The organism is Rhodococcus sp. USK10 (assembly GCF_019378875.1).
Taxonomy (GTDB): Bacteria; Actinomycetota; Actinomycetes; order Mycobacteriales; family Mycobacteriaceae; genus Rhodococcus_F; species Rhodococcus_F pseudokoreensis.
Genome location: NZ_CP076048.1, coordinates 4,764,967 through 4,788,949, shown reverse-complemented (window position 1 = coordinate 4,788,949; position 23,983 = coordinate 4,764,967). Strand labels below are relative to the sequence as shown.

At 68.4% G+C, this 23,983-nt stretch carries 29 protein-coding genes; 21 read left to right on the top strand and 8 right to left on the bottom strand.

Going from position 1 to position 23,983, the window contains the following annotated elements; translation table 11 throughout:
• Positions 1–162 precede the first annotated feature (162 nt).
• The 5 genes from I1A62_RS29095 (at position 163) to I1A62_RS29075 (ending at position 5,254) form a co-directional block, all read left to right on the top strand.
• On the top strand, positions 163–690 hold the full coding sequence (locus I1A62_RS29095; RefSeq protein WP_005248897.1) for a hypothetical protein: 528 nt from the start codon (positions 163–165) through the stop codon (positions 688–690).
• Between the two features lie 281 nt (positions 691–971).
• Positions 972–1,676, top strand: coding sequence for a TMEM165/GDT1 family protein (locus I1A62_RS29090; RefSeq protein ID WP_124392081.1), 705 nt, complete (start codon positions 972–974; stop codon positions 1,674–1,676).
• An 82-nt stretch (positions 1,677–1,758) separates the two neighbouring features.
• Positions 1,759–3,435, top strand: a complete 1,677-nt coding sequence (locus tag I1A62_RS29085; RefSeq protein WP_072938720.1) for an FAD-dependent oxidoreductase — start codon at positions 1,759–1,761, stop codon at positions 3,433–3,435.
• Positions 3,436–3,465: 30 nt separating this feature from the next.
• On the top strand, positions 3,466–4,914 hold the full coding sequence (locus I1A62_RS29080; protein ID WP_219455717.1) for an ATP-binding protein: 1,449 nt from the start codon (positions 3,466–3,468) through the stop codon (positions 4,912–4,914).
• A complete protein-coding gene (locus tag I1A62_RS29075) occupies positions 4,907–5,254 on the top strand; it encodes a UBP-type zinc finger domain-containing protein (RefSeq protein ID WP_124392079.1) in 348 nt (115 codons plus the stop codon). The genes I1A62_RS29080 and I1A62_RS29075 overlap by 8 nt, the downstream gene beginning before the upstream one ends.
• Position 5,255: 1 nt before the next feature.
• On the opposite strand, the gene I1A62_RS29070 is transcribed toward I1A62_RS29075, so the two are convergent.
• Positions 5,256–5,603, bottom strand: a complete 348-nt coding sequence (locus I1A62_RS29070) for a hypothetical protein (protein ID WP_124392078.1) — start codon at positions 5,601–5,603, stop codon at positions 5,256–5,258.
• 156 nt (positions 5,604–5,759) lie between these two features.
• Here I1A62_RS29070 and I1A62_RS29065 point away from each other — a divergent pair, with 156 nt between their 5' ends.
• From I1A62_RS29065 to I1A62_RS29025, 9 genes are all read left to right on the top strand, one after another.
• On the top strand, positions 5,760–6,527 hold the full coding sequence (locus I1A62_RS29065) for an SDR family NAD(P)-dependent oxidoreductase (protein ID WP_124392077.1): 768 nt from the start codon (positions 5,760–5,762) through the stop codon (positions 6,525–6,527).
• A gap of 83 nt (positions 6,528–6,610) precedes the next feature.
• Positions 6,611–7,240, top strand: a complete 630-nt coding sequence (locus tag I1A62_RS29060; RefSeq protein WP_219455715.1) for a class I SAM-dependent methyltransferase — start codon at positions 6,611–6,613, stop codon at positions 7,238–7,240.
• 80 nt (positions 7,241–7,320) lie between these two features.
• Complete coding sequence (locus tag I1A62_RS29055; protein WP_124392100.1) at positions 7,321–7,650, top strand: hypothetical protein; 330 nt, start codon at positions 7,321–7,323, stop codon at positions 7,648–7,650.
• Positions 7,647–9,932: a hypothetical protein gene (locus I1A62_RS29050; protein ID WP_219455714.1), complete on the top strand. Its 2,286-nt coding sequence runs from the start codon at positions 7,647–7,649 to the stop codon at positions 9,930–9,932. Before I1A62_RS29055 ends, I1A62_RS29050 begins: the two co-directional genes overlap by 4 nt.
• A complete protein-coding gene (locus I1A62_RS29045; RefSeq protein WP_219455712.1) occupies positions 9,925–10,716 on the top strand; it encodes a hypothetical protein in 792 nt (263 codons plus the stop codon). The genes I1A62_RS29050 and I1A62_RS29045 overlap by 8 nt, the downstream gene beginning before the upstream one ends.
• Before the next feature lie 180 nt (positions 10,717–10,896).
• Positions 10,897–11,400 carry a YbaB/EbfC family nucleoid-associated protein gene (locus tag I1A62_RS29040; protein WP_219455710.1) on the top strand — a complete coding sequence of 168 codons (504 nt, stop codon included), beginning with the start codon at positions 10,897–10,899 and terminating at the stop codon, positions 11,398–11,400.
• The gene (locus I1A62_RS29035; RefSeq protein ID WP_124392072.1) at positions 11,397–11,711 is read left to right on the top strand and encodes a WXG100 family type VII secretion target; all 315 of its coding nucleotides are present in this window, start codon (positions 11,397–11,399) and stop codon (positions 11,709–11,711) included. The genes I1A62_RS29040 and I1A62_RS29035 overlap by 4 nt, the downstream gene beginning before the upstream one ends.
• A complete protein-coding gene (locus tag I1A62_RS29030) occupies positions 11,711–12,574 on the top strand; it encodes a hypothetical protein (protein WP_219455709.1) in 864 nt (287 codons plus the stop codon). Before I1A62_RS29035 ends, I1A62_RS29030 begins: the two co-directional genes overlap by 1 nt.
• Entirely contained in the window at positions 12,571–13,014 is a 444-nt protein-coding gene (locus I1A62_RS29025; protein ID WP_257890574.1) for an RDD family protein, read from the top strand. Before I1A62_RS29030 ends, I1A62_RS29025 begins: the two co-directional genes overlap by 4 nt.
• A 51-nt stretch (positions 13,015–13,065) precedes the next feature.
• Here the strand turns inward: I1A62_RS29025 and I1A62_RS29020 are convergent, their stop codons facing one another.
• Both I1A62_RS29020 and I1A62_RS29015 read right to left on the bottom strand, forming a co-directional pair.
• Positions 13,066–13,740 (bottom strand): YoaK family protein, encoded by a 675-nt coding sequence (locus I1A62_RS29020; protein ID WP_087561942.1) that lies wholly within the window; start codon positions 13,738–13,740, stop codon positions 13,066–13,068.
• A 35-nt stretch (positions 13,741–13,775) separates the two neighbouring features.
• Positions 13,776–15,332 (bottom strand): TM0106 family RecB-like putative nuclease, encoded by a 1,557-nt coding sequence (locus tag I1A62_RS29015; protein ID WP_124392069.1) that lies wholly within the window; start codon positions 15,330–15,332, stop codon positions 13,776–13,778.
• Between the two features lie 162 nt (positions 15,333–15,494).
• Here I1A62_RS29015 and I1A62_RS29010 point away from each other — a divergent pair, with 162 nt between their 5' ends.
• The 5 genes from I1A62_RS29010 to I1A62_RS28990 all read left to right on the top strand — a co-directional run bounded on the left by I1A62_RS29010 (position 15,495) and on the right by I1A62_RS28990 (position 18,866).
• Positions 15,495–16,148 (top strand): DUF6474 family protein, encoded by a 654-nt coding sequence (locus tag I1A62_RS29010; protein WP_219455707.1) that lies wholly within the window; start codon positions 15,495–15,497, stop codon positions 16,146–16,148.
• A 222-nt stretch (positions 16,149–16,370) separates the two neighbouring features.
• The gene (locus I1A62_RS46595) at positions 16,371–16,682 is read left to right on the top strand and encodes a hypothetical protein (RefSeq protein ID WP_257890573.1); all 312 of its coding nucleotides are present in this window, start codon (positions 16,371–16,373) and stop codon (positions 16,680–16,682) included.
• 41 nt (positions 16,683–16,723) lie between these two features.
• The gene (locus tag I1A62_RS29000; RefSeq protein ID WP_219455705.1) at positions 16,724–17,392 is read left to right on the top strand and encodes a YcnI family protein; all 669 of its coding nucleotides are present in this window, start codon (positions 16,724–16,726) and stop codon (positions 17,390–17,392) included.
• Positions 17,389–17,922 carry a copper resistance CopC family protein gene (locus tag I1A62_RS28995; protein WP_219455703.1) on the top strand — a complete coding sequence of 178 codons (534 nt, stop codon included), beginning with the start codon at positions 17,389–17,391 and terminating at the stop codon, positions 17,920–17,922. The genes I1A62_RS29000 and I1A62_RS28995 overlap by 4 nt, the downstream gene beginning before the upstream one ends.
• 5 nt (positions 17,923–17,927) lie before the next feature.
• On the top strand, positions 17,928–18,866 hold the full coding sequence (locus tag I1A62_RS28990; RefSeq protein ID WP_219455702.1) for a CopD family protein: 939 nt from the start codon (positions 17,928–17,930) through the stop codon (positions 18,864–18,866).
• Between the two features lie 39 nt (positions 18,867–18,905).
• Here I1A62_RS28990 and I1A62_RS28985 read toward each other — a convergent pair whose 3' ends face one another.
• Complete coding sequence (locus tag I1A62_RS28985; RefSeq protein WP_124392063.1) at positions 18,906–19,832, bottom strand: NADP-dependent oxidoreductase; 927 nt, start codon at positions 19,830–19,832, stop codon at positions 18,906–18,908.
• A 128-nt stretch (positions 19,833–19,960) separates the two neighbouring features.
• On the opposite strand from I1A62_RS28985, the gene I1A62_RS28980 reads away from it, so the two are divergent.
• Positions 19,961–20,326, top strand: coding sequence for a RidA family protein (locus tag I1A62_RS28980; protein WP_219455700.1), 366 nt, complete (start codon positions 19,961–19,963; stop codon positions 20,324–20,326).
• A gap of 105 nt (positions 20,327–20,431) precedes the next feature.
• Positions 20,432–20,992, top strand: coding sequence for a MarR family winged helix-turn-helix transcriptional regulator (locus I1A62_RS28975; RefSeq protein WP_174705575.1), 561 nt, complete (start codon positions 20,432–20,434; stop codon positions 20,990–20,992).
• A gap of 9 nt (positions 20,993–21,001) precedes the next feature.
• Here the strand turns inward: I1A62_RS28975 and I1A62_RS28970 are convergent, their stop codons facing one another.
• The 4 genes from I1A62_RS28970 to I1A62_RS28955 all read right to left on the bottom strand — a co-directional run bounded on the left by I1A62_RS28970 (position 21,002) and on the right by I1A62_RS28955 (position 23,928).
• A complete protein-coding gene (locus I1A62_RS28970; protein WP_124392062.1) occupies positions 21,002–21,619 on the bottom strand; it encodes a TetR/AcrR family transcriptional regulator in 618 nt (205 codons plus the stop codon).
• Between the two features lie 91 nt (positions 21,620–21,710).
• Entirely contained in the window at positions 21,711–22,742 is a 1,032-nt protein-coding gene (locus I1A62_RS28965; protein ID WP_206007627.1) for an aromatic ring-hydroxylating dioxygenase subunit alpha, read from the bottom strand.
• A 1-nt stretch (position 22,743) separates the two neighbouring features.
• Positions 22,744–22,956, bottom strand: coding sequence for a recombinase-like helix-turn-helix domain-containing protein (locus I1A62_RS28960; RefSeq protein ID WP_072949161.1), 213 nt, complete (start codon positions 22,954–22,956; stop codon positions 22,744–22,746).
• Positions 22,957–22,968: 12 nt separating this feature from the next.
• On the bottom strand, positions 22,969–23,928 hold the full coding sequence (locus I1A62_RS28955) for a PDR/VanB family oxidoreductase (RefSeq protein ID WP_192581851.1): 960 nt from the start codon (positions 23,926–23,928) through the stop codon (positions 22,969–22,971).
• Positions 23,929–23,983: the final 55 nt, after the last annotated feature.

Below are 23,983 nucleotides of genomic sequence, written 5' to 3'. Positions count from 1 at the left end.
GTCAGATGCCGTTCACCCGTGAGTGGATTCGCGTTCACTGGGGACAATTAGCACTCACATGCTCTTGTGTGCCAGGCACTGTCGGGCGCATTCTTCAAGTACCCAACGAGGTGTGCAGAACGAATCATGTTCGCAGCGTGTCATCACACCGAGGAGGCAGAGATGAACAGGGACGGCTACATCGGCATCTCGCCCTTCCAGGCCGCGGGTACTTTGCGGGGATTCGTCATTTCGGGGCGCTGGCCCGACACCACCAAGGAATGGGCGCAGCTTCTGGCGCTCGCCGTACGGGTGGCGTGCGTTCCGGGGCTGCTCCACACCACCACGGTCTTCGGCGCGCACGAGGATCTGCCCGAGGAGCCCGAACCCGAGACGGTCGGTCTCGTGGTGGCGGAGGGCACCGTCCTCGGGGAGTTCGCGCTCGCCCCCGGCCGCTTCGCGGATCATCAGCCGCCGGCGCTGATGATGCTGCACCCGCCGTCGGAGACCACCCCGTCGCTCCCCGAGTGCGCGGGCGCCGCCTCGGGTTGCGTCCTGCTGCCGGGCCTGCCCCATCTCGGGCTCGAACACCGGGCGGCGTGGGTGGAGGCAGAGGCGGACGGGACGGTGACGTCCATGGTCAGCCGGGTCGGCATCGACCCGATCAGCGATCCCGACACCGCCGTTTTGGCTATGCTGCTGGCCTCGTGAGGGTACCCGAAGTTTGAGCCCCCGGGAGCCCAAACTTCTTGTCGCTTTTGCCTTTTCGTTCGACCCTCGCTAACGTGGGTCGCAACGAAGGGGAGTAGCCCCCAATCGCCTGTGTCGACATACTGGCGCGGCAATCTCGCACTGTGAGGTTCCGGGCCCGGCCTGGCGGACCGGTTCCGACACCGGTGGGCGAGACCTTCGGCCGACAGACGCATCGCCGCGTCTGCCAGGCCGGAGGAATCCATTCCATCCTCCGACCCACTACTGGAGGAGGATGTGCCGTGCTGACCGCCGCGCTGCTGAGTTTCGGCGTGATCTTCGTCGCCGAACTCGGCGACAAGTCCCAGCTGATGGCGATGACGTTCGCTCTGCGCTACCGCTGGTGGGTCGTGATCGCCGGCATCACCGTCGCGACCACCGTGGTCCACCTGGTGTCCGTGGCCGTCGGCCACTACCTCGGCGTCGCGCTGCCGACCGCGGCGATCAGCATCGTCGGCGGGATCGCCTTCCTCATCTTCGGCGCCTGGACGCTGCGCGGCGACAACCTCAGCGAAGACGAGCAACTCAAGGCCCGCCGCGCCACCCGCTCCGCGTTCCTCGCCGTCACGTCCGCCTTCTTCCTCGCCGAACTCGGCGACAAGACCATGCTCGCCACCATCACCCTCGCCACCGACCACGACACGATCGGCGTGTGGATCGGCTCGACCGTCGGCATGGTGGCGGCCGATGCCCTGGCCATCGTCGTCGGCGCCGTCCTGGGCAAGCATCTGCCCGAGAGCGTCATCCGCATCGGCGCGGCCGTACTGTTCTTCGCGTTCGGCGTCTGGCTGCTGCTCGAGGGCCTGTTCCCCGGCAACATTGCCGGTCCGATCGCCGGGGCCGCCGTCGTCGTTCTGGCGCTGGCCGGTGCGGCCGGACGCACCGCGTGGTCGCGGCGTCGTCGCGCTGCCGCGGCAGAGCCCGAACAGATGCAGCACCAGGACTGAACCCGGTCGACAAAGACGCGCCCCGGGGCAATACTCGGAGTCCTTGGAGTACCTCGCAGTTCTCACGGACGAGAGGGCGTGTGTGAACCATCCCGTAGCGAGCGGCAAGCCTGCGATTCTCACCGTCGACGACGACCCCGGGGTGTCGCGCGCCGTCGCCCGCGATCTGCGGCGCCGATACGGTGAGAAGTACCGCATCATCCGCGCCGAATCCGGCGAGTCCGCGCTCGACGCGATGAAGCAGATGAAGCTGCGCGGCGATCCCGTCGCGGCCATCCTCGCGGACTACCGCATGCCGGCGATGAGCGGGATCGAGTTCCTCGAGAAGGCCATGGACCTGTACCCGGTCGCGCGCCGGGTGCTGCTCACCGCGTACGCCGACACGGACGCGGCCATCGAGGCGATCAACGTCATCGACCTCGACCACTACCTGCTCAAACCGTGGGATCCGCCCGAAGAGAAGCTGTACCCGGTGGTCGACGCCCTGCTCGAGGCGTGGGCGTCGTCCGATCACCACCCCGCCGAGGAAACGAAGGTCGTGGGGCATCGCTGGGCGCCGCGGTCCTCGGAGGTGCGCGAGTTCCTGGCCCGCAACCAGCTGTCCTACCGCTGGTACATGTCGGACGAGCCGGAGGGCGGGCGGTTGCTCAGCGCCGCCGGCGAGGACGGCCGGCGCCTGCCGGTCGTGATCTGCGCCGACGGCGAATGCCTGGTGGAACCGTCGGACACCGAACTGGGCCGGCATCTCGGACTGCGGACCGACCCGTCGGAGAACTTCTACGACCTCGTCGTCGTCGGCGGAGGCCCGGCCGGTCTCGGCGCCGCCGTGTACGGCGCCTCGGAGGGGCTGCGCACCGCGCTGATCGAGCGGACGGCCACCGGTGGGCAGGCGGGGCAGAGTTCGCGCATCGAGAACTACCTCGGGTTCCCCGACGGCGTGTCCGGCGCGCAACTCGCCGAACGGGCCCGCAGGCAGGCCACCCGGTTCGGGGCCGAACTGATCACCACCCGCGACGTCGTGGCGCTCGAGGTCAACGGCTCGGCGCGGACGGTCCGGTTCGCGGACGGCGACACCGTCGACGCGCACACGATCATCCTGGCGACCGGCGTCTCGTACCGGCGACATCCCGCGCCCGGTGTCGACGACCTCACCGGCCGCGGCGTCTACTACGGTTCCGCAGTCACCGAGGCGGCCCGCTGCACCGACCAGGACGTATACATCGTCGGCGGGGCCAACTCCGCCGGACAGGCCGCCGTCTACCTGTCACGGGGCGCCCGGACGGTCACCATCGTCGTGCGGGCGCAGTCGCTCGAGGATTCGATGTCGTACTACCTCGTCCAGCAGATCGAACGGAACCCGCGCATCCGCGTGCGGCCGTGCACCGAGGTGATCGGCGTCGAGGGCGACGCGCACCTCGAGAAGATCCGGCTGCGCAACAACGCGACCGGGGACGAGCAGACCGTCGACGCCGGGTTCCTGTTCCTGTTCATCGGCGCCGCCCCGCGGACCGACTGGCTCGACGGCGTCGTCGCGCGGGACGAGAACGGGTTCGTCGTGTCCGGCCCCGATCTCGTCGTCGACGGCAAGCCGCCGCGCGGCTGGCCCCTCGACCGCCTCCCGCACCACCTCGAGACGAGTGTTCCGGGCATCTTCGCCGCCGGGGACGTGCGCTCGGAGTCGGCGAAGCGGGTGGCGTCGGCGGTCGGCGAAGGCGCCATGGCCGTGATGCTCGTCCACCGCTACATCGGCCAACCATGACCAGGGGCAGACCATGACCAGGGGCAGACCATGAGCCGACTTCCGTGCGATCCCCCCGAGCTGAGGACGCTGTTCCTCTTCGAGAAGCTCACCGACCACCAGCTCGAGCAGCTCTGCGAGAAGGGGCACGTCGAGCTGATCGAACCCGGGCCGGTGTTCGCGGAGGGTGAGGTCGCGACGTGCTTCTACGTGCTGATCGAGGGCGAACTCGTGCTGAGCAAGCTGTCGGGCGGCGAGGACATCGAGTTCAACCGGACGTCGCAGCGGGGCGTGTACTCCGGGGCCTGGCAGTCGTACCTCGGCGACCGCGCACCCCAGACGTACACCGCGTCGATGCGCGTCACCGCGCCGTCGAGGTTCTTCGTCCTCGACGCCGACCGGTTCGGGCAGCTGATGCGCGAATGGTTCCCGATGGCCGTGCACCTGCTGGAGGGACTGTTCTTCGGCAACCAGAACGCGAAGCAGGTCGTCGATCAGCGGGAGCGCCTCCTCGCGCTGGGGTCACTGTCGGCGGGGCTCACGCACGAGCTGAACAACCCGGCGGCCGCCGCGGTCCGGGCGACGGCGTCGCTACGCGACCGGGTATCGCACATGCGGCAGAAACTCGGTGTCATCGCGTCGGGGGTGTACGACCGGCAGGCGCTGGCCACGTTGATCCGGTTGCAGGAGGAGACCGCCGAACTGGTGGCGAAGGCGCCGACGCTCACCCCGCTCGAGGCGTCCGACCGCGAGGACGAACTCGGCGACTGGTTCGACGACCACGGCGTCTCCGGGGGCTGGGATCTGGCGCCCACGTTCGTGCAGGCGGGTCTCGACGTGCCGTGGCTGGAACGGATCGTCGCCAGTGTCGACGACGCAGCGATGGTCGAGAGCGCGATCCGCTGGCTCAACTACACCATCGAGACCGAACTGCTGATGAACGAGATCGCCGACTCCACCGCCCGGGTCTCCACGCTCGTGAACGCCGCGAAGCAGTACTCGCAGATGGACCGTGCCCCCTACCAGCGAATCGACCTGCGGGAACTGCTCGACAGCTCGCTGGTGATGCTCGGCCGCAAGATCGGCGACTCGGTCGCGGTGGTCAAGGAATACGATCCCACGCTGCCGCAGATCCCCGCCTACGCCGCCGAACTCAATCAGGTGTGGACGAACCTCATCGACAACGCGGTCGCCGCCATGGACGGCCACGGCACCCTCACCGTCCGGACCCGGCGCGACGGCGACATGGCGCTCATCGAGATCGGCGACACCGGACCGGGTGTGCCCGAAGAGATCCGGTCACGCATCTTCGAACCGTTCTTCACCACGAAACCCGTGGGCGAGGGAACCGGGCTCGGCCTCGACATCTCCTGGCGCATCGTCGTGAAGAAGCACCGCGGCGACCTGCGTGTGGAATCCGAACCGGGCGACACCCGGTTCCAGGTCCGCATTCCGATCGAACCCGAAGTCGCAGCAGCAGAAGGAGTCACCGATGGGTGAGCTGGACGGAATCGACCCGAGCGTGCCGCCGAGCGGGGAAGGCTGCGTCGAATGCGACAGCGCCGGCGGGTGGTGGGTGCACCTGCGCCGCTGCGCGCAGTGCGGTCACATCGGTTGCTGCGACTCCTCCCCGGAACAGCACGCCACCAAACACGCCGCCGACACCGGGCACCCCGTCGTGCGGAGCTTCGAACCGGGCGAGGCCTGGTTCTGGAACTACGCCACCGAGACGGCGTTCGAAGGTCCCGAACTGTCCCCGCCGCAACATCATCCGATCGACCAGACCGTCCCCGGTCCCGGCCCCCGGGTTCCGTCGGACTGGCAGGCGCACGTTCACTGACTCAGAGTTGCGCGAAACGCCGTGCAGTCTCCGCGTCCTGCTCGTCGTACCGGGCCAGCGCCGCTTCGAACTTCGCCTTCAGGTCCAGGGCGTAACGCTCGTGCGCGGCGAACGTCCCGACCGCCGAATTCTCTTCCGCGACGCCCGGGCCGCCGATCGCCGTCGCCCGGAACCGCGCGGCCAGTTCCGCCGCCGACCGCAGATGGGTTTCGCCGAGGCCGAAGTTCTCCGGCGCGAGCTCGCGGTGCGCCCGCTCCTGCAGATCCCGCATGTCCGCCGCCAGCACCTCGCACGCGGCGATGCATCGCACCAACGCGTCCCGATCCACTTCGAGCCAATCGTCAGTCATCCGTCCCCCTACGGTCGTCGCTCCACCCGCGAGAGAAACTACCCGCTCCCCCGCCGGCAATGCTTCCCTCGCCTCTGCCGTCACACCGAGCGACCGTTATGGTGCAGGTCACCAGGGTCGGCCAACGGAGGTCGCCGGAAACGAAGGATGCGCACTGTGGAAATTCAGGGAACCGCCGCACTGGTCACCGGAGCGGCCTCGGGCCTCGGTGCCGCCACCGCCAAGCGTCTCGCCGACGCCGGAGCCACCGTGTTCGGACTGGACCTGCAGCAGTCCATCGAACGGGCAGGCGACACCGTCCCCGACGGCGTCACCCTGATCGCCACCGACGTCACCAGCGGCGACGAGGTCCAGGCCGCGATCGAGAAGATCGTCGAGTCGGGTCTGCCGCTGCGCATCGTCGTCAACTGCGCCGGCGTCGGCTGGGCCGGCCGCATTCTGTCGAAGAAGGGCCCGCACGACCTCGAACTGTTCCGCACCGTCATCACCGTCAACCTGCTCGGCACGTTCAACGTGATGCGCCTCGCCGCCGACGCCATCTCCAAGACCGACACCGTCGACGAGTCCGGGCAGCGCGGCGTCGTCGTCAACACCGCGTCCGTCGCCGCATTCGAGGGGCAGATCGGCCAGATCGCCTACTCCGCGTCCAAGGGCGGGGTGCACGGCATGACCGTCCCCGCCGCCCGCGACCTCGCCCAGTTCGGCATCCGCGTCAACACCATCGCCCCCGGCATCATCGACACCCCCATGCTCGCCGGTGTCACCGACGAGTACCGCAAGGGCCTCGAAGCCGGCGTGCCGTTCCCGTCCCGCCTCGGACAGCCCGCCGAGTACGCACAACTGGTCCAGATGATCGTCGAACACGACTACCTCAACGGTGAGACCATTCGTATGGACGGCGCCCTGCGCATGGCGCCGCGGTAGGCGGCTCCGCCGCCCGTGCGTGGTTAACGAGTCTCTGGACTCTTCAACCGCGCACGGGCGCGAAGCGCCCTAGGAGGGCTGAAATGGGGTTCTACTCGGACCGGATCGTTCCGCGGCTCGTCGACATCAGTTGCGGGATGAAGTTCACGGAACCGACGCGGCGGCGCGTCTGCGCCGGGCTGCACGGGCGCGTGGTGGAGATCGGATTCGGATCGGGCCTCAACGTCCCGTTCTATCCGACCGCCGTCGAGTCGGTGAGCGCCGTCGAACCCGCCGATCTCGGCTGGAAGCTGGCAGGCAAGCGTCTGGCGGCGTCGACGACGCCGGTCGAAAGGTCCGGCCTCGACGGTCAGTCACTCCCCCTCCCCGACAACAGTTTCGATACCGCACTGTCCACCTGGACGATGTGCACCATCCCCGACGCCGACGCCGCGCTCCGAGAGGTCCGGCGGGTCCTGAAACCCGGCGGCACACTGCACTTCGTCGAGCACGGTCTCGCGCCGGAAGAGAACGTCCAGCGCTGGCAGCGCCGGCTCGAACCGATCCAGAAAACCGTCGCCGGCGGTTGCCACCTCACCCGCGACATCCCCGCCCTGGTCACGAACGCCGGTTTCGACATCCAGGACCTCGACCGCTTCTACGAGACAGCCACACCGAAAATCGTCGGCGCCTACTCACTCGGGATCGCGGCTTCGCCGCCCGTGCGCGCCTGAGGAGTCCGGGGGCTCGTCAACCACTCACGGGGCGCTAGGCTGCTGTCGATTCGTGAACAGACGAGGGGGGCTTCGTGGGAATGTTGAAAGCTGATCTGGAAGAGCTCGAACGGCTGGGGGGAACCTTGCACGGGCTGGCCGACGAGGCGGGCGGTCTGAGAACCGGCCCGGCGGCGGGCCCCTATTCGTCGTCCGCAGGCGGCGTGATGGCCTCGGTCATCGAGGCGTCGAGCATTTCCGCGGATCTCGTGGATGCAGCGCTCGTCCCGGCGATCAAGGAACGACTCGGCGAGACCGGGGACGTGATGATCCATGTCGCGCAGGAGTACCGGAACCAGGACGAATCGTCGGCCGACCGGTTCGTCGCCGCGTACACGAACGCCACCGGCGAGTGGAGCGGTGAAGCATGAGCCTCACTCGCACCCAGATCGAGTCCTGGAATCCCGCGACTCTGACCGAGATCGGTGACGCATGGATCGCTCTCGGCACGAAGGTCGAAGACCTCTTCACCCGATACGTCGACGGCGTAACCAGGGTCAACGACGCCTACTGGGAGGGTAAGACCGCCGAAGCCGCCCAGAACCGGGCGAACGCCGACAAGAAGACGGCACTTGTCGTGGTGGATCAACTGGAAGCACTCGCCAACCGTGCGAAGCAGGGTTTCCACGACGTCGACGCACCACTGCAGCGGGCGCGGATGGCGATCGTGGCCGCCGAGTCTGCGGGTTTCCGCGTAGCCGACGACCTGACGGTCACCGATCCCGGGACCCCCGATCCCGACAACGATCGCGTGAACGACATGATTGGGTGGCAACGCGACATCGCCGACGCCGCGTCGGCAACGGAGACTGCCGACGCAACCGTCAGGGACGCATTCGCTTCCGCTCGCGACGGGCTGCGGGCAACGTTCACCTCCGCCGCGGCGCTGGGCTCCGATCAGGGTGCGTCCGACGGGACGCAACTCGTCTCCGACCCCGCCGGATTGAATCCCGAACAGATCCAGAGGCTGACCGAGGCCGGGGAACTGACCCCCGAACAACTCGACGCCGTGAACTCCGGCAACGCCGCGACGATACCTGCGTCACAGATGGAGTACCTGAATCAGGTCAGCCGGTCACTGGACGGAAAGAGTCCACAGGAGATCCAGCAGATCATGGACAAACTGCCTCCGGACTCTGCGCGCGCCCTCGCGAACTCGCTTCAGATCGTGTCGAACGACAAGATCACCGCCACCGTCAAGGGCGACTCGCAGGTGCCGACAACCGGCGGCCTGAACCTGCTACCCGACAAGATGGTCGAATCGCTGACCCGGGACGATCTCGTGACCCGAGATTTCAAAATGGTCGGGGCAACCGGTGCATCCAGCGTCGAACTGCACGGAGTCGCCGACAACCAGGCGATCGCCGAAATCGTTCAGGCAGGCGATGCGCAGTACAAGAACGGCAGCAGCCTCGACCAGCACCTGCTGGACGTCGGACGCCAGTACCTCGACGCCCAGGTCGCGCACGAACAGAACCCGAACCACAAATTCGAGTACTTCACGGTCGACGGGCGGGGAACGGAGAACACGGCGATCACCGAAGGCATCTTCACCGCCGTCGGCGACGACAAGATCGCCGTCCAGCATGCGGTCACCCAGCCCGACACCGGCCAGAGTCTGGTTCGCGACGTCCTCACTCACAACTGGTCAGACAACGGGCAAGCGGCAGCCTCGATGTTCCGGTTCGACGACGCAGAGGCCACTGTCGAGGACCCCGGCAACCCGGCCGACGTCGAAGCCGCGACACGCAGCGGGCAGATCATGTCAGCCGTCGCCGAGAACATGAGCACCGACTGGGACACGCTCCGAGGGATCCCCGGCACCGACGGGCAAACCGTCGGGCAAGTCAACCCGGACCTCCTTCGGACCATGTCGCACAGCATGAGTCCGTACATCAGCGACCTCGCGGGCGCAGGCCGACCGGAGAACCCCGGCTTCGACATCGGCACCTGGGCAGACCCCGCCGACAACAACCACTTCGGCGGCTCGTCGAACGTATTCGCGGTGATGAACACCGATCCCGAGGCCGGAACGCACTTCACCCAGTACTCGATGCAGGAAATCCTTGCCGCCGAGGGCCGGTACGCACACGACCCCGCGGCGCCCCTGGCCGGTGGCGACCTCTCCACCGCAGGCCGAATCCACGGACTCATGGACAGGGGACTACTCCTCTCGACCGAGGACAGCTACAGCGACAAGGCCGAGCAGGCGCAGGCCATCTACGACCGCAAAGCTGCGGCCTACGGCGCTCTCACCAGCATCGGGTCCGTAGGCCTGGACCGCCTTCCCGGCGGGGAATTCATCAACACCATGATCGGCGCGGGCGGCGACCCCCTGCAGGACGCCGTCATCGGCAAGGCGCCGGGGCCGGCACCCTCCGTCGCCCTGGAAGCTCCGGACTTCTACCGCGACTACTACAACATTCTCCAAGCGACGCCGGAGCTTCCCGCGAGCTTCCGAGCGGATTACCCCTGGGCATTCGATTCGTCTGGCGGCCTCCTGTCCTGGGAGGACCTCCGTTCGAATGCCGAGCTGAAAGGTTACGGAAAAGACCCTCTCCAAACCATGTTCAGCAACCTCGGCGATCCCGCCGACGGGAATGGGGAACGTATCCGAAACGGCTACGACGACGTGGTACGCAACGATGGTTGATCGCGCGAGTTTCGCTCTCACCTTGGGAACCGTGGTTCTTCTGTCGACCAGCTGCGCCGAGGAAAACGCCCCTGAATCGGATCCACCTCCTCCGGCAGAGACAACGGTCTTGTACTCCAACGTCTGGTCCGGCGGGCCCGGTGTCGATCTGTCCAACCGTGGCGCCGAACTCATACGCGCGGCCTACGAGGCGGGAGAACTCACGTCCTATGTAGGCCTGAGCAACTCGTATCCCGGATATGAAAGCGCTGTCGGCGGGCCCGCGAGACACAGTAATCGCGACAAGGAGGAGTTCCTCACCTGGCGAGAACCCGAGGACACTCGCCAGGCTGCGGGAACGAACTTCGCACACATCGCTGACTTTGCAACCACGGATTCAAGCGTGGCAGCCACGGTATGTAGTTACGAGATCTTTTCCGAGCCGCACGCAAACATCACCCTGAATCCATTGAACGCGGCCTTCCGTGTCGAGCTCGAGCGAACCGCCGACGACGCGGGGCAGCCGGGAATTCCCGACACCGACCCCGCCCGGCAGGATCCTCGTGCGAATCGGGTGCCGACGTGGAATGTGTTCGAGGGCTGGAAGATCACCAAGCTCCACTACCTACGCCGGCTGGACGGTGATGTGATTCCCCAGGGGTGCACGGACTGGTGGCAGCAGCAGTTCCCGGCATTCGCGGCGAATGCGTCCGGCAACCTCGTTCCGCCTCCCGGTTTCGAGCCCCCGACGATGCCTGTCGCCGTCCAGTATCCGGAGTGGATCGGGCCCGCGAATTCGGAGTAGGCGGCTTCGCCGCCCGTGCGTGCGAAAGGAGTCCCTGGACCCGTCAACCACTCACGGAACCCGCCTCGGTGGCGGCATCGCCGGCGTGAGGGGTAGTGTTCGCCCGCGACGCGACTGTGGGGGTCGTGCAGTCACACCGTGCTGCGGCAGGGTGTGGCGCGAGATGTCAAGGGGGGATTCATGTTCGACCGTGAAGGCCTGCGGGTGCGTGAGCAAGAGCTGCAGGGTCAGATCGATTCGATGCTGGCCACACTCGACCGGCAGACGCAGGATCTGCATGCCGCTCAGCAACAGGTGACACAGCTACGCGTCACGGGTGAGTCCGCTGACGGGCTGGTGCAGGTGGTGGTGAACTCGGTCGGCGGAGTGATCGAGGTGCACCTGGCACCGGACGCGTTCCGGCGCTCGAGCCCCGAATCGCTGGGACGGGCGATGACCGACGCCGCCCGCCGCGCCGGCGTGGCCGCGCACGCGGAGTCGATGCGCATCATGGGATCGATCGTGTCCGCGACCGAGACCCTGCCGGATCTGCCGGACCTCGTTCCCGGCGCGCCGAGCGTGCGGGACTTCCTCCCGCCGCTGGTCCCCGAGGGCGGTGGTACCCCGGTGGATCCGGAACCGGCCCGGGACGATGACGGCGACGGGTCGTGGAGTCGGCCGCTGCTGCGGGACGGGTGGCAGTGAGCGCGCAGCTGTGGGTGGACCCTGCGCATCTGCGCGGCGTCGCACCCCGATTCGCCGCCCTGTCGCAGCGGATGACCGAGGTCGCCGCCACCTTGACCGCGACCCTCGACGGTGAGGGTGAGTGCTGGGGCGCCGACGAGACCGGGACGGCGTTCGCGAGCGGGTATCTGCCGTCCGCGGACGCGGCCGAACACTCACTGGGATTCGCCGTCGCCGCCTTGGCGGCGGTCGGGTCGAAGCTCCGGAGTACCGCCGACTCGTTCGACGACACCGACCGCGGCACCGCGTCCAGCCTCGCCGGGCTGTTCTGATGGGCATCGAGGTTCCGGGCGGGGTCCGCTGGTTGGCGGAGAAGGTGGTCGGGGCGGACTGGCCCGATGCGGACGAGACGGCGATGGAACGGCTCGGGCAGGGGTGGAAGGACGCCGGCACCTCGCTCGACGAGATCATCGACGAGGCCGATGCCGCGATCCGGTCGGCGTTGTCCGGTGTCAGTGGTGACGTCGAGACGGCGATGGCGCAGGAGTGGGCGCGGATCGGTGCGGACGGTGCGTTGCGCGAGTTGTCGGAGTTGTTCCACGAACTCGGGGACACCCTGGACTGGTCGGCCGACGACGTCCGGGTCGCGAAGCTGTCGATCATCGCGGCGCTGGTGGTGCTGGCGGCCGAACTCGTCGCGGTGGCCGTGGCCAGCGCGATGACGTTCGGTGCGGCAAGTCCGGCCGCGTTCGCGGCGGAGGCCGCCACGCAGGTCACCGTACGGATGATCATGCGGCAGCTGATCACCTCGATCCTCAGACGCGCCGCCGTCGGCGCTCTGAAGGGCGCGGCACAGGGTGCCGGCCTTCAAGCAATTCTGGAGACTGCCGTCCAGGTGTACGAGAACAAGGAAGGACGACGCGACGGATACGACCTCGGTAACATCGCCGAGGCCGGCGCGAAGGGTGTAGTCAGCGGGACCGTCGAAGGTGCGCTCAACGGTGTCGTCGGCATCGAGAAGATATACGACCCTCGCGGTGTCGTCACGGGATACGTCGGCGCCGAGGCGCAGAATGCGACGGTCGGAGTCAACCGGGCACCCGGATTTGTCGTGGATGAGGCACTTTCGCGAACAGGGCTCGACGATGCGATCGCCGACCTCAGCGGGCAGCCGGATGGGGACACACGATCGTGAGCGAAACCTGGACACTTCACGCGCGGGGGCCGGTTCCGGTAGGCCCTGAGCGATACCCGTCGCCTCGCCGACTCCGTCGCACGTTGGCATTCGTGATCGATGCCGGCCTCCATCTCGGCGCCGCCGTTCTCGCCGATAGCGTCGGGGGCGCTGTACTTCCACCCGAGGACTCCATGGTGGCGCTTGCTGTCGCCGTTGGCACGTGGATGCTGTTGTCCTTCGTGCACCGCACCGTTGTTCAATCGATCTATCACGTCACTTTGGGCAAGTGGCTTCTCGGTTTGTGCGTCATCCGACCAGCGGACGGTCGATGGCCCACCTTCGGCGCTCTGGTGTGGTGCTGGGTCCTGGGATTCGTGGCATTTCTGTTCCAGAACACACCCACCGAGGGCAAAGACGGGTTTCCGCTCGTGGTACGCCGCAGGGACGTTCACCAATAGGCGGCTTCGCCACCCGTGCGTGCGAAAGGAGTCCCTGGACTCGTCAACCACTCACGGGCGGCGGCGCCGCACGTCGTCGACGTAGAACAGGATGAGGGCGACGGTGAGGAGGGCGGCGGGGATCCAGGCGGCGGATCCGCCGAAGTAGCGGGTGGCGTACGCGCCGAGAACGGCACCGCCGGCGAAGCTGCTGATGATCGCGGCGTACACCCGGGTGTGCTGCCGTGATTCGGGGACCTTCTCGATGAATCCGGCGTACGCCGCTTCGGTGAAGCGCATGAGGTTGCCGGTGGTGGCGACGGCGATGTACGACAGCGATCCGATGGTGCGGAACAGGCCGAATTGCATGGCCGCGACGAACGCGATGGGAACGGTGACGAGCGCGTTGGGGACGTCCGGGGGGACGAACGCGACCGCGACGAGGACGACGATCTGCGCGACCATCGCGATCCGGATCGGGTGGTCGAAGACGCTGTGGGCGAGTTCGCCCTTGAGCAGGTGCGCGAATGCGACGCCGACGATGAACGCAAGGATCGGCCACAGGTGTGCGCGTGCGGCGTGGAAGTGTCGCTCGGACAGGTCGATGGCCATGAGGATGACGTTGCCGGTCTGGGCGTTCGCGAAGACGCCGCCACGGCTGACGTAGGTGTAGGCGTCGAGGAAGCCACCCGCGGCGGTGAGGAGCAGCGCGAACCGCAGCGTCGTGGATGTCTTCGGCAAGTCCACCTGACCACCCCTACCGTCGCGGGTCTGCTTGCAGCCTAGAGGTCGGAGGCGAGCGGGATCTCGTTCTCGGCCCGATCCGACATCCATTCGCGCAGTACTTTCGTGGCGATGACGTCGTCCTCGTTGTATTGCAGGAGTCGTTCGCGCTGTGTGAGGTCGGGTTCGCCGTCGTAGCCGACGGCTTCGCGGTACCAGCTCATCGATGCTTCGCCGCCGGCGTCGGCGTCGCGCCACCGGAATCCGGCGACGGGGGCGATCTTCTTGAGGCCCTTGCCGCCGGGGCAGATGAACTGGTCGCTGACGGCCTGGTAGATGTCGACCCATTGTGGGCTGTCGATGAATTCGCGGATCTCGGCTTCGGTGGGGATTCCGGGTGCCCCGGCGAACCGGCGGGCGGAGTCCAGCAACCATTTGTCCTCGGCGGACCGTGAATAGCAGTAGGCGGCGAAGGTTCTGCCGCTCAGCGCCGCCGCTTCCCGCTCCGCCATCAGCCACGTCCAGAATTCCGCGAACGACCGCGCCTCGTCCTGGGTCGGCACCGGATCCCAGCTGACGAACGGCCGGTACGCGGACACGCCGTCCACGTTGAGCAGCGTCCCCCACAGGTAGGCGCCGTGTTCTTGGTAGCTCTCCATGTCGACGTCGACCTCGACGTCGGCGCGTGTCACCCGGATCTCGGGGAAGCGTCGCACCAGCGGCGCCCCCGCGAGCCAGGCCTTGGCGGTGACGACGGCGTCCTCGAACGCGCCGTGCGGCCAGTCCTCGAGGGGTTCGCGGTCCCACGCCGCGAGGTCGTCGATGGTGTGGCATCCCGCGTCGCGCAGCATGTCGGCCCGGGAACCGGTGGCCACCAGGCTGACGTCGTGGGTCTGTGTGAGCTGTTCCTCGCATCCGGGCCACCACGGGCACGAACGGCATTCGCCGACCCGGGACGGCACGGTCGCCGATTCGCCGCGGGCGACGGCGAGCCGGTCGGCGAAGCGTTCGTCGTAGTCGTCGAGGATGGTGGTGAGGTCGTGCACGTAGATGACGTCGGAGCCGTAACCGATGGCGCCGGCCACCAGGGCGGGGCTCGCCAGCCCGTGCCGCTCGAGCATTCGGTAAACCTGAGCGACGCGCATCTGGTCGCGGACCTGGCTGCGGGGCTTCCGCGTCGAGTCCTCCTGCGGTTTCCATTCGAACATTCCCGATGTCACCGCGCCGCGGCCGGGATCGGTGACCTTGTGGTTGACGACGATCACCGGGATGTACCCACCGTGGTCCTCGTCGCGGAGCAGGATCTCGCAGCGGGCCCTCCGGCCGGCGTCGCGGTCGAGAGGGAGCACGGCTCCCCAGATGCGGTCCGCGCCCGCCTCGCATGCGGCGAGCGTGTCCTCGGCGCGCCGGCGCAGGCTCTGCTCGGTGTCGATCTGCACCCACCGTTCCGGTGCGTGCTCGGTGAGGGTCCGGCGGACGTCTTCGCGTTTGGCGGCCGCGGCATCCTGCCGTTGGCGGACGCCCGGGTCCTCCGGCGCGGCCGCGAGTTGTTCGGGGAACGCCGCGTCGAGGTGCACCCGGTGGCGGCACCGCGTCAGGGCGCTGGCATCGATCACCGTCCCCGACACCTTTCCGGGAGAGGCGTCGGGTTCTGATTGCTGACCGATATGGGAACACACGATGACGAAGATTATGTGCTCCCCTAGGCTGATCCCGAAGCACCGGATGCAGTTGGTAGCGTGGGCTCCGCTGAAACACCAGGAAAAGGGGTCTTTTCGATGGGGTTGTTGAAGAAACGTAAGTCCCGAGCCACCCGCAAGGCGGAAGCCAAGGCACTCCGGCACAAGGCTGGGGTGGAGGCGAAGCTGAGCGCGAGGAACGAACGGAAACGCGACAAGCAGGCCGCGAAGGCCGGGCGCAAGCTCGAGGCCGCCGAGCTGAAGTCGCTGAAGAAGGTCGAGAAGGCTCAGATCGCTGCGTTGAAGGCCGAGGAGAAGGCCGCCGCCCAGAAGGGTTTCACCGTTGCCTCCGTCCGCAAGTACCTCGGCGTCGCTCGACTGCTGACGCCGGTGCTGCTGCCGATCGCCTACCGCGCCGCCACCGTCGTGCGCGGGCAGATCGACGCCCGGCGTGCCGACCGGATGGGCATCGACGTCGACCAGCTCGCCAACTTCACCGGGCACGGCGCCAAGCTCAGCGCCCGCATCGCCGGTGCCGAAAGCACCACCACGGAGATCCTCGCGCAGAAGCCGGACGACGCGGAGACGCAGAAGTTCGCCGCCGCCATCCGCGACCGCCTCAGTGATCTCAACACCGCCGTCCGCGCGGCCGAGCAGATGCCGCAGGCCCGCCGCAAGGCCGCCCATCACGCCATCTCGTCCGAACTCGACGGAGTCGAAGCCGATCTCCTCGCCCGCCTCGGCGTGCGCTGAACGACCCGACCACTCGATGTCCCCGCCCGCCCCGCCGCGACCGCCACCCTTCGTGGGTCGGCGGTCGGTGCGCTCGTCGCCGGTCTCGCGGTCGCGGCGCACGGCATCGGCGGGGGCGGCCTTCACGAATCCGCGGCCCTGACCCTGCTGCTCGTCACGTGCAGCGGTGTCGGCGCGGTCACCGCACAACTGCCCGCCCGCTTCCACGGACCGCTCGCACTCGTGGCGGCCCTCGGCGCCGGCCAGGTTGCCGCGCACTTCGCGCTCACGCTCACCTCGCACATGCACTCGGCGGTCCCCGCCGTGCCGATGGTCGCCGCGCACGCGGCCGCCACCGTCGTCTGCGCGCTGCTGATCGCCAACGCCGAGCGGCTGTACGGTCCCCTCGTCCACGTCTGGCGGGTGGTTCTGCGCGGTGAACCGCAACCCGTCTCGGCAGCAAAAACGGCGCACCTCCCCGCGCGTCCCGCGAATCCCGTGGACGCCCTCCTGCGCGCGAGCATTTCGCGTCGCGGCCCACCGGTCCTGGTCTGATTCTCATCTTTTCTCCCTTCAGACCTTTCAAAGGACCTTTGATGAATTCCCTCGTTTCCCGTGCCCTTTTCACGGCCGGTGCGGCCGGTGGCGCCATGCTGCTCGCGGCCGGTGTGGCCGCTGCCCACGTGACCGTCGTCGCCCCCGGCGCCGCGCAGGGCGGCTACTCCGTCCTGACGTTCCGCGTTCCCACCGAGTCCGAGACGGCGTCCACCACCAAGCTGACCGTCACGCTCCCCGACCTGAAGTCGGCCCGCACCACACCGATGCCGGGGTGGACGTCCGTCGTCGAGAAGGACCCGGCGTCCCAGGTCGCGAAGTCCGTGACGTGGACCGCCGACCCCGGTGTCGGTGTCGCGCCCGGACAGTTCCAGCAGTTCGAGCTGTCCGCCGGACCGCTGCCGGAGCAGGAAGACGTGTCGTTCCCGGCCACCCAGACGTACAGCGACGGGGAGGTCGTCAACTGGGATCAGGCGGAAGGCCCCGACGGCGCGGAGCCCGACAAGCCGGCCCCCACCCTCACCCTCGCCGCGGCGAGCGGTGAAGACCACAGCCACGACGCCGGCGGCGCCACGACGTCCGAGGAGACCGAGACGACGGCGTCCGGCACCGACGACACGGCCCGCTGGCTCGGCGGCATCGGTCTGATCCTGGGCGCGCTCGGTGCGGCACTCGGTCTCGGCGCAATGGTCCGGAGCCGTCGAAAATGAGAAGGCACACCACTGTCACGTCGGTGAAGGTGATCGCGGTCGGACTGCTGACGATGCTCGCGAGCATGCTCGGCGCCGGCACCGCTCTCGCCCATTCCGTCGTGATCAGCTCCACCCCCGAGAACGGCGCGGAGATCGCGTCCGGTCCGGAACGGGTCAGCGTCACGTTCAACGAGGCGCTGCAGGAATCGTTCGCGTCGCTGACCGTGGTGGGACCCGACGGGAACCTGTGGACCAAGGGCGACCCCGTCGTCGAAGGGCCCACGGTCAGTGCCGAACTCGGCGAGCTGGGACCGGCAGGCGTGTACACCGTCGCGTTTCGCGTCACCTCCGCCGACGGGCATCCGGTGAGCGGCACCCGCACGTTCACCCTCACCAAGGAGGGGTCGGGCACACCCGGCGCCGCCGCCGACAGCTCCGGTGAATCCGGCAGCGGCGGAGTTCCGCTGTGGCCGTTCATCGTTGCCGGGGTGGTCGTGTTCGGCGGCGGACTGTGGTTCGCCCTCCGCAAGCCGCGCGGCGAGAACTGAGCGCGGTGGGTACGGCGCGACAGTCGTGGCTGCTGTTCGCCGTACCCACGTCGCTCGTCGGGGTCGCCTGCGGTTGGGCGCTGGCGCAACCGGAAGACCCGTCACCGTCGAGCGCGGTCCGGGCGCTGTGCCTGGTGCTCGGTTCGGCGGTCCTCGGGCTCGCTGCGCTGGGCTGGTGGAGTCGTGCGGACAGCCGTCCCCTCGTGCGGGACCAACGGCTGTGGCGGTTGTCGACCGCGATCGCCGGCGCGTGGATGCTCGCCGAGGCCGTGCTGCTGTCGATGACGGCGGCGGAGGCCGACGCCCTGGAGTTTTCGCAGTTGTCGGTCGGACGGTTCGGCGCGTACGTGACCGAGATCAGTGCGGGACGCGTCGACCTCGCCGTTCTCGTGTGCACGGCCACGGCCACCGTGTGGTCAGCGGTCGCGTTCCGCCGCAGCGATGCCCGGCTCCCCGTCCCGGTGGTGGTGCTCGCGGCACTGGCCCTGGTGGCCCGGCCGATCACCGGCCACATGTCGCAGCAGGTTCTCGGCTCGGTCCTCGACGTCGTCCACGCGCTGTCCGCCGCCGTGTGGTTCGGGCTCCTCGCCGCGCTCGCCCTGATGCTCCGGTCGCGTGGGGACTGGTCGTCGTGGCTGCCGCGGTACTCCGTCGTCGCGTGGCGGTGCGTGTGGCTGCTGACCGCGACCGGTGTGATCGACGCGGCCGTCCGGCTGGGTGGGGTGACGCCCCTGTTCGACACCGGCTACGGCCGCATCGTGCTCGCCAAGGCGGTGGCGTTGGCGGCGCTGCTCGGGCTCGGCTGGTGGTGGCGGCGAACGTGGGTCGTCCAGGCCGCCGCGCACCGGATCACCGCGGAAGGGTCCCTGCGGCGCGCGATCGTCGAGGTGGTGGTGATGGCCGTTCCGTTCGGTCTCGCCGCCGCTTTGGCCACCACCGCCTAACCCGTGAGTACTTGTTAACCACGGGCGGTTAACAAGTACTCACGGGCGCAGCAGGAGCTTCCCGCGGCTGCCGCCCTTCTCGCCGGCGCGCTGCGCGTCGGTCGCTTCGGCCAGAGGGAACGTGCGGGCCGGCGGGAGGGCCAGCTTCCCGTCCACGACGAGGGCGCCCAGCCTGCGCAGTGTCTCCGCGCTCCGGTCGCCGGCGTTGCCGGACGAGAAGGTGATTCCCAGCCCGAACGCGGCACCGTCCGACAGTGTCACGATCCGGTCGGTGCCCCCGCGCAGGTCCATCGCCGCGTCGAGCCCGCCGAAGCCGAGGTCGAGGACGGCGTCCACGCCGTTCGGGGCGAGTTCGCGGACCCGGTCCGCCAGTCCCTCGCCGTACGTCGTGGGGGTCACGCCCAGCTCCCGCAGCGTGTCGTGGTGTTTCTCGCTCGCGGTGCCGATCACAGTGACTCCCGCGTCCAGCGCCAGTTGCGCCGCAATGGTTCCCACCGCACCCGAGGCGCCGTTCACCAGCAGCGTCTCACCGGACTTCAGCCGCAGGAGCCGCAGCCCGCGATCCGCGGCCTCGCCCGCCACGGGGATGGTGGCCGCGTCCGTCCAGCTCAGCCCTTTCGGTTTCGGCACGACTATCGAGGCGAGCGCGTATTCGGCGTAGCCGCCGGTGTCGGACCAGCCGAACACGTCGTCGCCCACCAGCACACCGGTCGCGTCCGGCCCGACCGCGTCGACGACGCCGGCGACCTCGCTGCCGGGGATCTTCGGGAACTGCACGGACATCACCTCGGCCATCGATCCCGACCGCAGCTTCCAATCGATCGGGTTGACGCCTGCGGCCCTGATGAGGAGGCGCACCTGGTTTCCGGTGGGCTCGGGTACCGGAACGTCGTGGATCTCGAGCACCTCGGGACCGCCGTAGGACGAGTAGGAGACTGCCTTCATGGTCTGGTTCGAATTCGTCATGCCCTCAATCTCGTCCTCGGCGGTCCGTCGCGCCAGGAGTTCGGCCGGACTTCGCTTCCCAGACCCTGTCAATTAGTTTAGCGCTAAGATATAGTGGTCGGAGCAGCCCACCGAGAAAGCGAGCCTCCATGTCCCTCACCGAAGTCACCGCCCACCACCCCTACAGCCCGGCCGTGGTCGCGGGCGGACTGGCGTTCGTCTCCGGCGCACTGTCCGTCGACGCCGAGGGCACCGCCGTCCCGGGCCGCACCGAGGCGCTCGACGCCGCCGTCGACCGCATGGTCGATCGTCTCGCCACCGTCGGCGGGCAGCTGCAGGACGTCGTCAAGCTCACCTACTACGTCACCGACCTGTCGCTGCGCGAGGAGGCGAACCGCCAGTTCGAGCGCATCTTCGACGAGCCGCGTCCCGCGCGCACGTTCCTCGAGGTGAGCAGCCTCCCCTACGGCGCCATCGCCGAGATCGACGCCGTCGCGGCGGTCGCGGCCCACTGACGGCACCGGCGTCCGGCCGCGCCGCGGGTCCCCGTTCGAGCAATCGACGGGGACCCGCGGCGTCGCCGTCACTTATGCTCGTTTCGATATCTTGGTACTAAACAGATGAGACCCTCGAGAATCCAGGAGGTGCGCCCGGTGACGCAACGCCCCGTTCCAGATCGCGATGCCGTCGACGACATCGTCGACCAGTGGGCCCACCAGTGGCCGGACCTGGATGTGAGTCCGCTGAAAGTGCTGGGGCGCCTGCACCGTTCGTATCTGCGGTACCAGTCGTCCCTCGCCGCGGTGTTCGAGGAGCACGGCATCAACATGGCGTCGTTCGACGTCATGGCCGCCCTCCGACGTTCGGGTCCGCCGTATCGGATGACGTCCGGACAGTTGGCGGAGTCCGCCCTCGTCACCACCGGGGGTGTGACACTGCGCGTCGACCGTCTCGAGAAGGCGGGACTCGTGCAGCGGGAGCGCGACGCCGAGGACCGCCGCATCGTGCACGCGCAACTCACCGACGAGGGTCTGCGGGTGATCGAGAAGGTCGCGGAGGCCCACTTCGCCAACGAGTCCCAGATCCTCAGCGGGATGTCGAAGGACGATCAGGCGGCGCTGGCCGAATTGCTCCGCAAGCTCGAGCACTCGATCGTCGAGAACCAGGCCCCCACCGCCTGAGCGGAAAACTCAGCTGGCCGCGCGGGCGGTCAGATCGGCGACCTCACCGAATCCGATGAATCGTTCGGATGCGGCCGTCATCTCCACGATGAAGCGTCGCTGTTCGTCGGGCGACGCACCGATCAGGCGCGCCGCACCCGTCCACTGCGCCTCGGCCAGTTTGCGGGCGAGTTGGGCGGGTTCGGCGCACGGCGTCGCGATGCCGGCCTGGTTGAGTCGTTCGATGAACCGGATGTACCGGCCGAGGATCCGGTTGTGTGCCGCCTCGAGTTGTTCGCCGATCACGGGGTCGACGGCCGCGCGGTCCTCGATCATCGTGAACAGGCGGCCGCTGCTGTAGACGGTCTCGATGAACGCGGCGGTGGCGGCGCGCAGGACGCTGCGCGGGTCCGCGTCCGGCGGGACCGGGATGCGCTGGGCCTCGACGAACGTGTCGAACACTTCCGCCGCGACGGCACGGAAGGCATCGTCGCGGGACGCGAACCGGGCGCGGAACTCGGCCTCGGACACTCCGGCCGCAGCGGCGATGACCGCCTCGGTGGTGCGCTCGTATCCCAGTTCGGCGAAGCACCGGCCCGCCGCTTCGATCAGCGCAAGCCGACCCCGATCGTCACCGTTCGTAAGCACCGCTCGCGCCTCCTCGCACCCGGCCGGCGCCCGACGTGTCGGCCGTCACACATTCTTAGTTGACATTTCACTCGAGTCAACCCGCGCGACCTTACGCCTCCTGGAGCGCCTTCGCCTGGGCCTCGGCCTGCGCCCGGTACAGCCTGCGGAGCCGGATGACGCCGAGGTCGTGCTGGTACAGGTTCTCCGCCTGGTCCGCGTCGAATGCCATCGCCTCGAGCATGGTGCGGTCCTGCTCGAGCACCACCCAGTGCCGTTCCTCGAGCTTCGTCCGGTACAGGAACCGCCAGACGTCGCGCTCCCAGCCCTCGACGCGGCGGTACCGCCAGAAGAACACCGCGGTGGTCTCGGCGTCGATCGGCGTTCCCATGCCGACGATGCCGAACGACCCGCCCGGGCCCGCGGTCGGCGGGTACGGGATCTCGAGGTCCACCCAGTCGATGCCGGTCCGGCAGAATTCGACCCAGTCGAAGTTCACGCCCCGCTGGTCGGTCTTCTCGAAGAAGAACCCGCGGTCGGTTTCGCGGATCCGGAACTTCGCGGACGTCTCCCCGCCGAACATCGAATGCGATTCCCGGTGCAGGAACGCCCCGTGCATCGGGTCGAGCAAATTCTCCAGCGTGAACCGCCACGGCGCCTTCCACTCCGCGTAGCAGAGGAAGTGCGAGATGCCGTCGTCGGTGAGGCGCTCGGGCAGTTCGAGGGGTGCGGGTTCGGCGTCGGGGTCGGTGCCGAACCAGGCGAGCACGGCGCCGGCCACTTCCTGCACGGGGAGGCTGGTCACCAGCCGCTTGCCTTCGAGGTTGCAGCCGGGCATCCCGGGGACGGAGACGACGGTGCCGCCGCCGTCGACCTGCACACCGTGGTACTGGCAGGCGACGCGGTCGCCGAGGTGCTGCCCCTGCGACAGCGGGGCGCCGCGGTGCGGGCAGCGGTCGGCGAGCATGCGGAGGGTGCCGTCGGACTGGCGGAACAGCAGCCAGTCCTCGCCGAGGCGGCGGATCTTCTTCATGTCGCCGCGCGCGACGAAGTCGGACGGGCACACCGCGTGCCACTGGTCGCGCATCCCGGTCGCGAAGATCTCGTCGCCGGTCAGTGCCGCCTTGTGCAGTCGGTTCACCATGTCAGGCCCCCATCCGTCGGATCTCGTCCGTGAAAGTGTCGGTGGTCCAGGCGTCGCCGCCGGGACTGTGGATGCCGAGGGCGTTCAGGCCCTTCACCAGGCCTTCGAGGTGGTGCACCCCGGTGCCGAAGACCTCTTCGATCGCCCCGGCCAGTTTCCGTTCGTACGGGGTGGGCGCCGCGCCGGACTGGCGTGGTTGCAGATACAGGCTCATGGTTCTTCCCTTCTAGAGATCCAGCACGAGCTCGTCGGAGCGGGCGCGGGAAACGCAGATCATGATGGTGGTGCCGGACTCCTGCTCGGAGCTGGAGAGCAGGGAATCGCGGTGGTCGGGGGTGCCGGCGAGGACGCGGGTTTCGCAGGTCCCGCAGATGCCTTCGCGGCAGGAGTTGGGGACGTCGACGCCGGATTCCTCGAGGGTTTCGAGGATGGTCCGGTCGGGTGCGACGGTGGCGGAGATACCGGATCGTTCGCAGATCACGCGGACGGGACGGTCGCCGGCGAGGGTGTCGGCGGGGATCTCCTTGGCCTTGAACCGCTCGAGCCGGATCGCGCCGTCCGGCCAGGAGCCGGCGTACCCCTCGACCGCGCCGAGCAGTCCCTCGGGGCCGCAGGCGTAGACGAGCGTCTCCGCGCGGGCGGTGCCGAGGATGCCGGCCAGGTCGAGGATGCCGTCGGCCTCCTCGGTGACGACGTGGACGCGGTCGCCGTACGGGGACAGCTCGTCGAGGAACGCCATCGACGAGCGGGCGCGGCCGCCGTAGTGCAGTTCCCATTCGGCGCCCATGCGTTCGGCCTCGCCGATCATCGCGAGGATCGGCGTGATGCCGATGCCGCCGGCGATGAACACGTAGCGCGGCGACGGCAGGAGTTCGAAGTTGTTGCGGGGTACGCTCACCGACAGACTGTCGCCGGGCCGCAGCGTCTCGTGGACGTGCCGCGAACCGCCGCGGCCGGTCACCTCGTGGAGGATCGCGACGCGGTACCCGGTCTTGTCGTCGGGGTCTCCGCAGAGGGAGTACTGACGGATCGTCCCGCGGTTCAGGTGCAGGTCCAGGTGGGCGCCCGGCGTCCACCGGTCGACCGTGCCGCCGTCCTGCCGTTCGAGGCGGAGCGAGACGACGCCCGAGGACTCGACCCGCATCTGACGCACCATCATGGGGACGGTGTCTGCGTCTGTTGTCATCGCTCACTCCCAAGCTCGACCCGAAGGCATAGTTCCTTAGTGCTCAATAATTTAG

Excerpts from the sequence above, each read along its gene's own strand:
- I1A62_RS29010 (WP_219455707.1), top strand. The coding sequence starts at position 15,495 with ATGGGGTTGTTGAAGAAACGTAAGTCCCGAGCCACCCGCAAGGCGGAA.
- I1A62_RS29080 (WP_219455717.1), top strand. The coding sequence starts at position 3,466 with ATGAGCCGACTTCCGTGCGATCCCCCCGAGCTGAGGACGCTGTTCCTC.
- I1A62_RS28980 (WP_219455700.1), top strand. The coding sequence starts at position 19,961 with ATGTCCCTCACCGAAGTCACCGCCCACCACCCCTACAGCCCGGCCGTG.
- I1A62_RS29070 (WP_124392078.1), bottom strand. The coding sequence starts at position 5,603 with ATGACTGACGATTGGCTCGAAGTGGATCGGGACGCGTTGGTGCGATGC.
- I1A62_RS29040 (WP_219455710.1), top strand. The coding sequence starts at position 10,897 with ATGTTCGACCGTGAAGGCCTGCGGGTGCGTGAGCAAGAGCTGCAGGGT.
- I1A62_RS28985 (WP_124392063.1), bottom strand. The coding sequence starts at position 19,832 with ATGACGAATTCGAACCAGACCATGAAGGCAGTCTCCTACTCGTCCTAC.
- I1A62_RS28975 (WP_174705575.1), top strand. The coding sequence starts at position 20,432 with ATGAGACCCTCGAGAATCCAGGAGGTGCGCCCGGTGACGCAACGCCCC.
- I1A62_RS29030 (WP_219455709.1), top strand. The coding sequence starts at position 11,711 with ATGGGCATCGAGGTTCCGGGCGGGGTCCGCTGGTTGGCGGAGAAGGTG.
- I1A62_RS29060 (WP_219455715.1), top strand. The coding sequence starts at position 6,611 with ATGGGGTTCTACTCGGACCGGATCGTTCCGCGGCTCGTCGACATCAGT.
- I1A62_RS28960 (WP_072949161.1), bottom strand. The coding sequence starts at position 22,956 with ATGAGCCTGTATCTGCAACCACGCCAGTCCGGCGCGGCGCCCACCCCG.
- I1A62_RS29055 (WP_124392100.1), top strand. The coding sequence starts at position 7,321 with ATGTTGAAAGCTGATCTGGAAGAGCTCGAACGGCTGGGGGGAACCTTG.
- I1A62_RS29050 (WP_219455714.1), top strand. The coding sequence starts at position 7,647 with ATGAGCCTCACTCGCACCCAGATCGAGTCCTGGAATCCCGCGACTCTG.
- I1A62_RS29045 (WP_219455712.1), top strand. The coding sequence starts at position 9,925 with ATGGTTGATCGCGCGAGTTTCGCTCTCACCTTGGGAACCGTGGTTCTT.
- I1A62_RS28965 (WP_206007627.1), bottom strand. The coding sequence starts at position 22,742 with ATGGTGAACCGACTGCACAAGGCGGCACTGACCGGCGACGAGATCTTC.
- I1A62_RS29000 (WP_219455705.1), top strand. The coding sequence starts at position 16,724 with ATGAATTCCCTCGTTTCCCGTGCCCTTTTCACGGCCGGTGCGGCCGGT.
- I1A62_RS29095 (WP_005248897.1), top strand. The coding sequence starts at position 163 with ATGAACAGGGACGGCTACATCGGCATCTCGCCCTTCCAGGCCGCGGGT.
- I1A62_RS28995 (WP_219455703.1), top strand. The coding sequence starts at position 17,389 with ATGAGAAGGCACACCACTGTCACGTCGGTGAAGGTGATCGCGGTCGGA.
- I1A62_RS28955 (WP_192581851.1), bottom strand. The coding sequence starts at position 23,928 with ATGACAACAGACGCAGACACCGTCCCCATGATGGTGCGTCAGATGCGG.
- I1A62_RS29075 (WP_124392079.1), top strand. The coding sequence starts at position 4,907 with ATGGGTGAGCTGGACGGAATCGACCCGAGCGTGCCGCCGAGCGGGGAA.